Here is a 13,246-nt window from a genome sequence, read left to right as displayed (position 1 = left end):
TCCTTTCAGCTGATTTTACAACATAACCATCTTTTCAAAATGTCTGCCCAGCCCTGATTGAAGCGGCATCCTTTTGTTTTTTCCTTTAAAAAACAAAAGATACAGCAAAAAGCAGGTAACAGCTCCAAATTCCTGAAATATCGAATTAAAAACAGAAAGGATTATTCAGAGAAATGATTTTATACTTATATGATAATAGAACAGTAAAAACAAACCCGACAGGTTTTGGAAAAGCTGTCGGGTTGTGGGAATGAAATCTACTCTTATATATAATAGTGGAAACTTCTACATATATATTGTATGTATTTTTGTAATATCCTATATTTGCATTCACAAAATTATAAACAATGATCAAGATTACTTTACCCGATGGGTCAATTAGAGAGTTTGCTTCTGGCGTAACTCCAATGGAGGTCGCTAAAAACATTAGCGAAGGTTTTGCAAGAAATGTTATTTCTGCATCTTTTAATGGTACAACTATTGAAACCGAGACTCCATTAACGACCGATGGTAATCTAATATTATATACTTGGAATGATGCTGAGGGTAAAAAAGCTTTTTGGCACTCTACTTCTCACGTAATGGCTCAAGCTCTAGAGGAATTATACCCTGGAATTAAATTAACTCTTGGACCTGCTATTGCAAATGGGTTTTATTATGATGTTGATTTTGAAGATCAAAAAATCACTGAAGCTGATTTTAAAAAGATAGAAGATCGCGTTTTAGAAATTTCGAGAGGAAAACATGAATTCAAAATGCGTCCTGTTAGTAAAGCAGATGCACTTGAAATGTACAAAGACAACGTTTACAAGACTGAATTGATTTCAAATCTTGAGGACGGCACTATTACCTTTTGTGATCATTCTACTTTTACTGACTTATGTCGTGGAGGTCATATTCCGAATACTGGAATCATCAAGGCGATGAAAGTAATGAGTGTTGCTGGAGCGTACTGGCGTGGTGATGAGAAAAACAAACAGCTGACTCGTGTTTACGGAACTTCTTTTCCTAAACAAAAAGATCTGACTGAATATCTTGAATTACTTGAAGAAGCTAAACGTCGTGATCACCGTAAACTTGGAAAAGAACTTGAATTGTTTGCTTTCTCTCAGAAAGTTGGACAAGGATTACCTTTATGGCTTCCAAAAGGCGCAGCACTGAGAGATCGCTTAGAGCAATTTTTAAAGAGAGCTCAAAAGAAAGCTGGATACGAGCAAGTGGCTACTCCGCACATTGGCCAAAAAGAACTTTATGTTACTTCTGGACATTATGCAAAATATGGAGCTGATAGTTTTCAACCTATCCATACTCCAGCGGAAGGCGAAGAGTTTTTGCTAAAACCAATGAACTGCCCTCACCACTGCGAGATTTACAACGTAAGACCTTGGTCTTATAAAGATTTACCTAAGCGCTACGCTGAATTTGGTACTGTATACAGATACGAGCAATCTGGAGAATTACACGGTTTAACTCGTGTAAGAGGATTTACTCAGGATGATGCGCACATTTTTTGTACTCCGGAGCAATTAGATGAGGAGTTCAAAAAAGTAATTGACTTGGTACTATATGTATTTGGTTCGTTAGGTTTTGAAAACTTTACTGCACAAATTTCATTAAGAGATCAGGAAAACAGAGATAAGTATATTGGTACTGACGAAAATTGGGAAAAGGCCGAAAATGCGATTATCAATGCTGCTGCAGATAAAGGATTGAATACTGTTGTAGAATATGGTGAAGCTGCTTTTTACGGACCTAAGCTTGATTTCATGGTAAAAGATGCTTTAGGAAGACAGTGGCAATTAGGAACTATTCAGGTAGATTACAACTTGCCTGAGCGTTTTGACTTAACCTACAAAGGTGCTGATAACGAATTACATAGACCTGTAATGATTCACAGAGCTCCTTTTGGATCTATGGAACGTTTTATAGCAATTTTATTAGAACATACAGCAGGAAATTTCCCACTTTGGCTTATGCCTGAACAGGCTATTATCTTGTCTTTGAGCGAGAAATACGAAATATATGCTAAAAAAGTTTTAGATTTGCTAGAAAATCACGAAATTCGCGCCCTAATTGACAACCGAAACGAGACTATCGGTAAGAAAATTAGAGATGCAGAAATGCAGAAAACGCCGTTTATGCTGATTGTAGGTGAGGAAGAAGAGAAAAATGGAACCATTTCTATTCGTCGTCACGGTCAAGAAGGAAAAGGAAACATCACAGTTACAATTGAGGAATTTGTCAGAATTGTAAACGAAGAAATAAATAAGACATTAAAAGTATTTACAGTTTAACTTAAATTAGAAAGTCATAGCAATAAAAAGTAACAGAGGTTCTCAACCTCGAGTAGAAAAAAAGGATGCACACAGAATAAACAACTTTATTCGTGGAGTACAAGAAGTGAGACTAGTTGGAGAAAACATCGAGCCTGGTGTTTTTAAACTAGCTGAGGCACTGCGTTTAGCTGACCAATTTGAATTGGATCTAGTTGAAATTTCGCCTAATGCTGATCCACCGGTTTGTAAAATCATGGATTATAAAAAATTTGTGTACGAGCAAAAGAAACGTGACAAAGCATTAAAAGCTAAATCTTCACAAGTTGTTGTAAAAGAAATTCGTTTTGGTCCTCAGACTGATGAGCATGATTATGAATTTAAAAGAAAGAATGCTGAGAAATTCTTAAAAGAAGGATCTAAATTAAAGGCTTTCGTTTTCTTTAAAGGTCGTTCGATCATTTATAAGGATCAAGGTCAGATTCTATTATTGCGTCTTGCTCAAGATTTGGAAGAACATGGTAAAGTTGAAGCTATGCCTGTTTTGGAAGGAAAGAGAATGATTATGTTCATTGCTCCGAAGAAGAAAAAATAGTGGTCAGTTTTTAAGTATCAGTGTTCCCATTGAACCTGAGATTTTAAAATTGAAACGAACAATATAAGTAAGTAAGAATAAATTAAAACACTAGGAAAAATGCCTAAAATGAAAACAAAATCTAGCGCTAAGAAACGTTTTAAAGTTACTGGCTCTGGAAAAATTAAAAGAAAGCATGCTTTTAAAAGTCACATCTTGACTAAAAAATCTAAAAAACGTAAATTAGCTTTGACACACTCAGCGCTAGTTCACTCTACAGATATGAAAAGCATCAAACAACAATTAAGAATTATCTAATAATTCTTTAGGTTAAAAAATTATTTAAATAACCTTGGAGTACGGCTTTGAAGTTCCTTTGATTCAATTCAGGACGCCTGCTACAAAAACACATTAAAATTATGCCAAGATCGGTAAATTCAGTTGCTAAAAGAGCAAGAAGAAAAAAAATAATGAAGCAAGCCAAAGGTTTCTTTGGAAGACGTAAAAACGTTTGGACAGTTGCTAAGAATGCAGTAGAGAAAGCAATGTGCTACGCTTACCGCGATAGAAAACAAAACAAAAGAAACTTCCGTTCTTTATGGATTCAACGTATTAACGCTGGAGCTAGATTAGAAGGAATGTCTTATTCTCAATTCATGGGGAAAGTTAAAGCTAACGGAATCGAATTGAACCGTAAAGTTCTTGCAGATTTAGCTATGAACCACCCAGAAGCTTTCAAAGCTATTCTTAATAAAGTAAAATAAACGTTTTATAAACTCAATTTACTATTACTTACTTATCATAAAAAAGCCATTCGCTATGTCGAATGGCTTTTTACTTTTTTATTATCTTCACAAGCTGGTTATTAAAAATAGATTTTAGAAATGAAAAAATTCTTTATCGTTTTATTTTTATGGAAGCTTTCTTATATCAAATCTCAAGAGCATAATGCTGACCAGAACTCCATCAATACAATAATTGGTTTTATTGACAAACGAGATTCTAATTGTCTCTTTGAAATTAAAAAAGCTAAAATAGATTTTAAATCTCAAGAAATCTATTATCACATCATCCCCGAAGGTTATCTAGATACAGACTCAAACAGACATCATCAAATTTTAGGAGCACTTCTTACGAAAAAAGGAATTCGTTTTTTAACTTCTACAGAACCTGAATTCGATTCTTTTTGGTCAGATGGGAATGGCGAAAAATACCAGTTACAAACCAATTGTTATTGCAAATCATTTAATGAATTATTAAATTTAAAGTACGGACGGAGCTTCACAAAAAACATTGAACGCACAGCTGACAGTTTGTATGTAATAAGCCGGATCGATCAACCTTTTAATTATCCGTATGGAGTAGATAATTACTGTATGATATATCCCAATGCTAAAGATTTCCTGGATCAAAAAGAACAGATTAGAAAAGACTTTTTAGTAAATTTTAAATTTCCAGACGATTTCATTTATAGTGGTAAAGAAAGAGATTTTATGGCCAAAAGTAAATTCACAATAACAAAGGAAAGCACTATATCTAATGTTACTATTCAAGTTGAATTTAAAAATGAGAGTAATCAAAAATTTCAAGAGTACATAATTAACAGCATTACCGAGTTTATCAAAAATGCAAATTGGAAAGCAGCCATTTCCAGCGGTGTAAAAGTAAACAGCCTTTTTGAGGTTAATTTCTATAACTAGATTTACTACAATCTAAAATCGATTTATTACCACACAAAACAATAAAAAAGTAAATGGAGTTTTACTTTTATTGAAGCTTCAAATATCTATTATTTAAAACGAAATTAAAAAGTAACTTTGTACAAACCAAGCCTGTTATTATGTATAAATCACTTTTTGATCATATTCAAAAATTCGTTCCGTTAGAACCTTCAGACATTAATATATTAGAATCTTGTTTAGAACTTTCTAAAATAAAAAGAAAAGATCATGTTTTACAGGAGGGACAAGTTTGCAATACAATGTATTTTATTGTAAAAGGATGTATGCGTCAATATATTATTAATTCTAAAGGAACTGAGCAGACACTTCAATTCGGAATTGAAAATTGGTGGATTACCGATTATCTAAGCTTCCTTAATCATATCCCTTCTCATTTTTACATTCAAGCTGTTGAAAACACTGAAGTCATTGCAATCGATAAACCACTTATGGATTCTATACTCGTACAGATTCCTGCACTCGAAAAGTATTTTAAGATTGTAGCACAAAAAGCTTTTGGCGCGGCGCAGATGCGAATTAAATTCTTGTTTACGATGTCGGCAGAAGAACGATATCATCATTTTAACAACCTGAATCCGAATTTCACACAACGGGTTCCACAATATATGCTTGCCTCCTATTTAGATTTTTCTGCAGAATTTATGAGTAAAATCAGAGCGGGAAAAGTTTAAATGCAGATCCTGAGATTCTAAGCTGTTGAGATACTAAGTCTTTTGAGTATTTAAGTTTCATTTTTAAAATCAGCGAATTTGGAACCTTAACCGCTTGATTAATTTCTTGAAGTAGTTCAAGATTTTTAGAGTATTGTTTACAGAACTTTGTATCAAACTTTAAAACATATCAAAATGGAATCAAGAATTGTTATCCCGAATGTTGCTCCAGAAGCATATCAAGCATTAATGAATTTAGAAAAATACATTTCTACAACTTCATTAACTCCTACTCATAAAGAACTTCTTAAAATACGTGCTTCTCAAGTAAACGGTTGTGCATTCTGTATCAATATGCATACAGCTGACGCAAGAAAATATGGCGAAACAGAACAGCGTATTTATTTATTGAGCGCATGGCGTGAAGCAGATGTTTATACAGAAGAAGAAAAAGCTATTCTGGCATTGACAGAAGAAGTAACATTAATAAACAATCATGTTTCTGACGAGGTATATCAAAATGCTGCCCGATTGTTTGACAAAAAATATCTAGCTGAAATTATTCTTGCTATTATTACTATTAATGCTTGGAATAGATTTGCAATTACTACTGGATTAAGAGCTGTGTAATTTATAAAGATAAATTTTACAACTTACTATACTGCAAAAGCCTTCTTTAATTGAAGGCTTTTTGTATATTCCTCAAAATGAGAAATTCAAAAAAAGCGATTTAAAAATTATTTAAAATACCGTATTTCTACTCTTTCAAGGAAATTATATTTCTCTATTTTTGGCGCATGAGACCAAAAAAAATACTAACTTTTCTATATATTTTCTCTCTTATTGCCATTATTTTTTGTTGTCAAAAGAAGTCTTCTTGTAATGCAGCAGAAAGTAATCAGATCTCAATTTCGAAATTTATAACAAAAGCTAACCAATTTAATAAAAAATGTTCTAACACCGACAGCGCTTTCTTTTATTACAACAAAGCCAAATCACTCTGCAACCCAAAAAGTGACACAGAAAATTACGTCAGTATTTTAAACAATATGGCAGAAATTCAACTCAATCATGGCGATTACTTAGGTAGTGAAACTACTATTACGGCAGCGATTCCGTATATTAAAAACGTCAAGAAACCAGAAAATGTCTGGAACGTCTACACTACACTCGGGACCAATTATCTGTATATGTATGATTACAACAATGCGTTGCTAAATTTCAATAAAGCATTGGGACTGCAAACGGATGAATGGAGAAAGCAATCTACAAAAAGTAATATCGCTTTGGTATTGATAAAACAAAAAAAATACGATGAAGCACTACAGATTTTTTTAAAGCTTTCTACCAAAAAAGAAACACAGGAAAAACCAGAAATTTTTGCTAAAGTCATTGATAATATAGGTGTCTGCTATTTTAGACTGGGTGATCCACGAGGGATTCAATACCTGAATCGAGGTCTGCAGATAAGAACCGAAATAGAGGATCAACTAGGAATCGCAATTAGTAAACTGCATCTTGCGAGATATTATGATGAAAACCATAATAAACTGCTTGCTAAAAAAAATGCATTGGAAGCTTATACTATTTTTAATGAACTCCATCATGTGGAAAGAAAACAGTCGGCTTTAAAAATATTAATCAAAAACAATTCTCATAATGAATTAAAAAAATACGCTCTCCTCTATATTAATTTAGCAGACAGTATTTACGAAGTACGCCAGAAGGCAAAAAATCAGTTTGCTAAAATAAAATACGATTCAAAACTTGAAAAAGAGGAAAATTTAAAACTCAAAACAAATAAAGCAGAAGATGATTTAAAACTAGAAAGGCAGAAGAATAGAAATATTGTATCGTATATTTTTATTATCTTAAGTTTGTGTTTTGTTTTGATACTATATTATTATCTGACATCTAAAGCTAATCGCGAAAAAATTGAAGCGACTTATAGAAGTGAAACCAGAATTTCTAAAAAACTTCACGATGAATTAGCCAATGATATCTACCATACAATGGCATTTGCCGAGAATAAAAATCTCGCTTTGAATGAGAATAAAGAATTACTACTTCAAAACTTGGATGCTATTTATGCACGAACTCGAGATATTTCTAAAGAAAACGGCATTATTATAACAGATGAAAATTATGTTTTATCTTTAAAAGAGATGATATCTGGCTTTAGCACTTCCAACATTAATTTGATTTTAAACGGTCTAGATACCATTTCTTGGAATGAAATTGACAAAAATAAAAAGATAACACTGTATAGGGTCTTACAGGAACTTCTTGTAAATATGAGAAAGTATAGTGAGGCAACTCTTGTAGGCATAAATTTTAAAAAGACAGAAAAAAGTATTACTGTAAATTATACTGATAATGGAAAAGGAATTGAATCTGATAAAATTGTATTTAAGAATGGGCTTTACAATGTTGAATATCGGATATTAAAGATAAAAGGTGAAATTGATATAAAATCTAATAAAGATGAAGGTTTTAAAGTCTTTATAAAATTCCCTATTTAATTACAACAATAGCTCTTTCACCATCTTTTGCTATTGTAATTAACACTTGTCTTTCTTTAATTATTAAGTAATGGCGGGGCTTAAGAAAGATCATTCAATAAAAAATAAAAAATATTTCACAAAATGAAATGCAAAATGTGGAAAACCGTAAAAAAGGTAAAAAAAGAACTGTTAAATTTGAACTCTAATTAAGATGTGCTTTAAAATTAAGTTTCGCATTTCAGATCTAAAAGAATAAAATATGTTTAAAAAGGTTTTAGTCGCCGAGGATTTAGACAGCATTAGTTTAGCTGTTATACAGGTTTTGGAGGAGCTTAACGTTTCTACTATTCATCATGTAAAATATTGTGATGACGGTTTGATAAAAATTAAAAAAGCTTTGCACGAAAATGAGCCTTACGACTTATTAATAAGCGATTTGTCGTTTAAATCCGATCATCGTAAGACCACTTTATCCAGTGGTGAAGAATTAATTGAAGCCGTAAATGGTGTGCAAAATAATTTAAAAAAAATCGTTTTTTCGATAGAAGATAAGAACTTTAGAATAAAGTCTCTTTTTAATGACTTCGGAATAAATGCTTATGTCTCTAAAGGCAGAAACAGTATAACGGAATTAAGAAACGCAATTGAAGCTGTATACCGAAATGAAGAAAGAATTCTTTCGTCTGACCTTTCCTTTAATTTCAATGATAAAACTTTAATTGAAATCGAATCTTATGATATTTCAATACTAAAATTACTATCCAGAGGTTACATTTTGGAGAGTATTTCTAAAGAATTTAAAGAATTGTCTATTACACCAAACGGGACTAGCAGTATTGAAAAACGTATTAATAAACTAAAAATTTATTTTAAAGCAAACAATAACGTGCATTTGATCGCTATTGCAAAAGATTTTGGTCTGGTATAAAAACTTTATGCTTTTACGGAATCCCGTAAGGAAATGCCTTTTTATAGATATAAATTTGTTTGAACCTATTAACTAAACCATGAAACCTAGATATAGAGTTAATTTTTCTTCAAAGATTAACACCACGCAAAATAAAATTATCATGAAAACAATGCTCCTTTGCCTTTTTCTTTCCATCAGCTTTGCATTTATCTCCGAAAAAACGGGATGGCTGGAAATAGATTGGAAAATTATTTTTATACCTGCTTTACTTGTTCTTCAAATTATTATTATAGGAACCGCTTTAAAGAATAGATATAAAAAATATTAGGTCCTTGTATTGTATTAGACGAGAAAACAATTAAAAGAAAATGAGCGGTCAAAATTCAATTGCTTATATTTGATTTTTATATACAGCATGAAAAAAATCCTAAGTCTAACCTTCCTTTTCTTTACTCTTTTTTCTTTTTCACAAACCAAAATACTTTCTTGGAATCTGGAAAATTTTGGAAAATCAAAATCCGAAGCCGACCTAAAATTTATTACCAATAAAATCGTTGATTTTGATATTGTAGCAATCCAAGAAGTTGTTGCTGGTTATGGCGGTGCTCAAACGGTAGCAAAACTTGCTGCATTATTGAATGAAAAAGGAACAAAATGGGATTACAGCATAAGCGAACCGACCTCGAGCAGCAGTTATAAAAGAGAACGATATGCTTATATCTGGAAAACCAAAAAAGTAAAATTAAAAGGATCTCCTTGGCTTGAAAAAAAATATAATCTTGAAATTGATCGAGAACCTTTTTATGCCACATTTGAAATCGACAATAAAAGTTTTACCCTTGTCAATTTTCATGCGATAACTAAAACCAGACAGCCTGAAACTGAAATTAAATACTTCAAATTTTTACCCGAGCAATATCCGCATTTAAATTTGATCTTTTTAGGAGATTTTAATTGTCCCGAATCTCATACGGTATTTTATCCTCTTAAGAAAAAAGGTTACGATTCTATTTTAAAAGGTCAAAAAACAACTTTAAAACAAAAATGCCGAAACAATATATGTCTGGCATCTGAGTTTGATAATATTTTTTATTCCACAAACCGTATAAAACGATACAATTCGGGTGTAATTTTATTTTATAAAGATTTTGGTACCCTGCAGGAGGCAAGAAAAATATCCGACCATATTCCCATTTGGTTTGAATTTTCTGTCAATTAAGTTTTAAGTTTCTTTTTCTTCGCTGCTGGAAATAAAACATTGTTCAAAATTAATCGGTATCCTGGCGAATTTGGATGCAGGTCTAAGACCGTTGGCGGATCACCTACTTGATGCTGAAAGTCTTCGGGATCGTGGCCTCCGAAAAAAGTAAACATTCCTTTGCCCTTTTCACCATGAATGTATCGTGCTTCTCCGTTAAACTCACAAGTTCCCATCACTAAAATATTCGATTTAATTAATGCCGAATCAAAAGCGGTTGTTTGTCCCATAAACCCTTTAACAAGCTGGGTGTGATTTTGGCACAGCATACTTGGAATTGGATCCCATTTTGCAGAGAATTCCATCAAGGTAAAATAATCTTTTTCCATCGGAATTCTGCGTTTTATGGTCATATCAATATCTGAGAACTCATATACTTCTGGTTTTCTTTCTAAAGTAAAATTCTTAAAGGCAAAAGAATTACCATAATTCAGTTTTGATTGATAATTGGATTCGCTTGGATCACCATCAAACATTGCTTCACAGATATCAACCCCGTCAGCAGCAAGGGCAATATCAAAACTATCTGTAGCAGAACACATTGCAAACATAAAACCGCCGCCTATAACAAAATCTCTAATTTTTTTGGCAACTGCTCCCTTTTCCTGAGAAACTTTGGCGTATCCAAGTTTGGCTGCTAAGGCTTCTGAATCTCTTTTTTGATCAATATACCAAGGTGTGGTTTTATAAGCGGCATAGAATTTACCATACTGTCCAGTAAAATCTTCATGATGCAGGTGAAGCCAATCATAAAGCAATAATTGATCGCTTAATACTTCTTCATCGTAAATTGGGGTAAACGGAATTTCTGCGTAAGTTAACACCAATGTAACCGCATCATCCCAAGGCTGTTTGCCTTTTGGAGTATAAACGGCAATTTTAGGCGCTTTTTCTAAGATTACAGATTCCATGTTTTGAGAGGGACTTGAGATTTCGTTTAAAATCTGGTTTTCCTCGCCGTCAGAAATAATTTCGAAACTCACACCTCGAATTTTACATTCTTTACGAATTTCGTCTGCATCCGGAAGTAAAAAAGAACCGCCTCTGTAATTTAAAAGCCAGCTTGCTTTGTAGTCTTTACTTAAACACCAATATGTTATACCATAGGCTTTTAAATGATTCTGCTGCGTACTTTCATCCATTGGAATCAGGATAAAAGAAGCTTTGGCTGTAAAAGAAACCAATAATAAGAATAGAAAGAAGAAACCCTTTTTCATTAAAAAAACATTTTGAGTAAAGATATGAAGTAAGTGTTTAAAAAGCTTCCTCAATTCCCTTTTTTATAATTTAACCTAGTGTTAAAAAATTAGTAAAAAAAATATCATTTTTAACAAAAAACAGGTAAATACACGCATTTTGAAACTATTAAAACTGTTTACATTTGCTAACCCAAATGATAAAACTAATCAATATAAAACCACCACAATGAACTTTAATGATAGTAATAATCAACCAAAGGGGTTAAACATAATGCAGAAAATAGGTATATGCGTTTTAGTATTGACCATTATACTTTACTACGTATTATCAATTCAATTCTTGACAGCTTAAAATATAAGTTACAAAGTCAAAACTGCGATTTCGTTTTGTATCGCGTACACTACCAAACCCGCAATATTTCGAGATTCGGTTTTAAGCAGTAAATTGTTTCGATGTCCTTCGACTGTTCTTGGACTTAAGAAAAGATGATCTGCGATTTCAGAAGTCGTTTTCTGCTGGCAGATCAGCTGCAGTATTTCTATTTCTCTTGGAGAAAGAAAACTGGTTTCCAGACAGCCCTTAGAATTTTTTGGAGAAACAATCGTATCCTGAATCGTCTTTAACACGCTTTCGTTGTAATAAAAACCTTTTAATGCTACTTCATTAATCGTTTTTATCAAATCTTTTGGTGTTGTATTTTTAATTAAATACGCGACAGCACCAACCTGAATCATATTAGCGATAAAAGATTTGGTATCATAACTTGTCAAAGCTATGATTTTTATATCAGGGAAAGTTTTTCGGATAATTTTTGTTGCCTCAACGCCATTTAAGACTGGCATTTTCAAATCCATAATAATAATATCTGGCTTTGGCTCGACTTTGTTTAATAATTCTATTAATTCTTCGCCGTTTGATGCTTCAAAAACAATATCAATATTATCTTCTCTTTGTAGTAAAAAAGCAATTCCTTTACGAAATAAGATTTCGTCATCGACTAATGCGATTTTAATAGCAGCATTCATTTTTTTTTGGTTTTGGTCGTTTGGTCTGTCGAAATTACAAAATATGAACTAAAAAAAGCCAAAACAAAAAAGATTATTGATCAAAAAAAGCTTTTTTTTGATCTTTTTGACCTAAAAAGTAAAAATTACTGTAATTCCTTTACCTAATTCAGATTTAAAACTAATAGTACCATTGAGAAAGGAAATTCGGCTGTCTATATTTTTCATCCCAAGCCCTTTTTGATTTTCATGATCTGACGTGTCAAAACCTATTCCATTATCCTCGTAACAACAAGTATTGACTCCTGCTTGATTTTTAAATGCGATCCAGATCTGAGAAGCTTTTCCGTGTCGGACCGAATTATTCATTAGTTCCTGTAAAATTCTAAATATATGTAACTGCCTGTCAATCTCTTTTTCATCAAAATCAATTTCATTTATATAATGGGTCTTAACCGATTTACTGCTTTCAAATTCTTCACATAATTCTTCGACAGCGGCATTGAGTCCAAATTTTTCAAAAACTGGCGGCAGTAAATTATGCGCAATTTTTCTCGAGTTATCCAGTGCCTTTGTAGTAAGTTCTATAATATTTTCGGTTATCTCAAGTGTTTCTGCTGCTGTCAGATTAGGAGCAGTAAGCAAGTGGCTGTTGAGAGAAACTATATTGAGTTTTGAAGAGATATCATCATGAAGATCCTGAGCAATTCTCTTTCGCTCTTCTTCTTGTGTTACAATTATGGCATGCAACTGTTCTTTTTGATATTGAATTTCTAAGTTTTTATTTTCTAATTCTTTTTGAATAATTTGTTTTCTTGAGAAATAAAAAAATACAATTAAACACACTGCCAAAACCATAAAAAAAAGTGATGCATATAAAATTATTGCAACAATCTCTTTTTCAGAAATTGAATTTATATTCATATCAATTACTATTTATTTTCTTATCACTAGTTTCTGCAAAAATTAATTATTTTGTTTTTGCTTTTGGAGCACCGCTTTTTTTGAAAAACTGATTTTCCATTCGTACAAGATAAAAATTTGATTCATCAACACTAACACCGCGTTCAAAGTCCAGCTTAGAAATTTTAAATTCGCACTTAATCCAATAGTCAGGTTTCCAACTAAGAA

At 32.2% G+C, this 13,246-nt stretch carries 13 protein-coding genes; 10 read left to right on the top strand and 3 right to left on the bottom strand.

Annotation, left to right across the window (positions count from 1 at the left end; all coding sequences use genetic code 11):
• Positions 1-347: 347 nt before the first annotated feature.
• The 10 genes from thrS to C4F50_RS24440 all read left to right on the top strand — a co-directional run bounded on the left by thrS (position 348) and on the right by C4F50_RS24440 (position 9,872).
• Positions 348-2,294: a threonine--tRNA ligase gene (gene thrS, locus C4F50_RS24490; protein WP_194141246.1), complete on the top strand. Its 1,947-nt coding sequence runs from the start codon at positions 348-350 to the stop codon at positions 2,292-2,294.
• Between the two features lie 22 nt (positions 2,295-2,316).
• A complete protein-coding gene (infC, locus tag C4F50_RS24485; protein ID WP_194141268.1) occupies positions 2,317-2,868 on the top strand; it encodes a translation initiation factor IF-3 in 552 nt (183 codons plus the stop codon).
• Positions 2,869-2,967: 99 nt separating this feature from the next.
• Positions 2,968-3,165 (top strand): 50S ribosomal protein L35, encoded by a 198-nt coding sequence (gene rpmI / locus C4F50_RS24480; protein WP_007810722.1) that lies wholly within the window; start codon positions 2,968-2,970, stop codon positions 3,163-3,165.
• A gap of 101 nt (positions 3,166-3,266) precedes the next feature.
• The gene (rplT, locus tag C4F50_RS24475) at positions 3,267-3,611 is read left to right on the top strand and encodes a 50S ribosomal protein L20 (RefSeq protein WP_035649542.1); all 345 of its coding nucleotides are present in this window, start codon (positions 3,267-3,269) and stop codon (positions 3,609-3,611) included.
• A gap of 120 nt (positions 3,612-3,731) precedes the next feature.
• Positions 3,732-4,547, top strand: coding sequence for a hypothetical protein (locus tag C4F50_RS24470; RefSeq protein WP_194141245.1), 816 nt, complete (start codon positions 3,732-3,734; stop codon positions 4,545-4,547).
• Between the two features lie 140 nt (positions 4,548-4,687).
• The gene (locus C4F50_RS24465; protein WP_194141244.1) at positions 4,688-5,260 is read left to right on the top strand and encodes a Crp/Fnr family transcriptional regulator; all 573 of its coding nucleotides are present in this window, start codon (positions 4,688-4,690) and stop codon (positions 5,258-5,260) included.
• Positions 5,261-5,434: 174 nt separating this feature from the next.
• Positions 5,435-5,869, top strand: a complete 435-nt coding sequence (locus tag C4F50_RS24460) for a carboxymuconolactone decarboxylase family protein (protein ID WP_194141243.1) — start codon at positions 5,435-5,437, stop codon at positions 5,867-5,869.
• A 560-nt stretch (positions 5,870-6,429) separates the two neighbouring features.
• Complete coding sequence (locus tag C4F50_RS24455; RefSeq protein ID WP_228012130.1) at positions 6,430-7,761, top strand: tetratricopeptide repeat-containing sensor histidine kinase; 1,332 nt, start codon at positions 6,430-6,432, stop codon at positions 7,759-7,761.
• 241 nt (positions 7,762-8,002) lie between these two features.
• Entirely contained in the window at positions 8,003-8,671 is a 669-nt protein-coding gene (locus tag C4F50_RS24450) for a response regulator (protein WP_194141241.1), read from the top strand.
• A 397-nt stretch (positions 8,672-9,068) separates the two neighbouring features.
• A complete protein-coding gene (locus tag C4F50_RS24440) occupies positions 9,069-9,872 on the top strand; it encodes an endonuclease/exonuclease/phosphatase family protein (protein WP_194141239.1) in 804 nt (267 codons plus the stop codon).
• Here the strand turns inward: C4F50_RS24440 and C4F50_RS24435 are convergent.
• The 3 genes from C4F50_RS24435 to C4F50_RS24425 all read right to left on the bottom strand — a co-directional run bounded on the left by C4F50_RS24435 (position 9,869) and on the right by C4F50_RS24425 (position 13,039).
• Positions 9,869-11,128 (bottom strand): asparagine synthetase B, encoded by a 1,260-nt coding sequence (locus C4F50_RS24435; protein ID WP_194141238.1) that lies wholly within the window; start codon positions 11,126-11,128, stop codon positions 9,869-9,871. The two genes, C4F50_RS24440 and C4F50_RS24435, sit on opposite strands and share 4 nt — an antisense overlap.
• A gap of 342 nt (positions 11,129-11,470) precedes the next feature.
• Positions 11,471-12,136, bottom strand: coding sequence for a response regulator transcription factor (locus tag C4F50_RS24430; RefSeq protein ID WP_194141237.1), 666 nt, complete (start codon positions 12,134-12,136; stop codon positions 11,471-11,473).
• Positions 12,137-12,247: 111 nt separating this feature from the next.
• Positions 12,248-13,039: a sensor histidine kinase gene (locus C4F50_RS24425; protein WP_194141236.1), complete on the bottom strand. Its 792-nt coding sequence runs from the start codon at positions 13,037-13,039 to the stop codon at positions 12,248-12,250.
• Positions 13,040-13,246: the final 207 nt, after the last annotated feature.

Source organism: Flavobacterium hungaricum (assembly GCF_015182285.1).
In the GTDB taxonomy this organism is placed as follows: domain Bacteria; phylum Bacteroidota; class Bacteroidia; order Flavobacteriales; family Flavobacteriaceae; genus Flavobacterium; species Flavobacterium hungaricum.
Note: the sequence above shows the minus strand (reverse complement) of the source record. Positions and strands in the feature narration are given on the sequence as shown.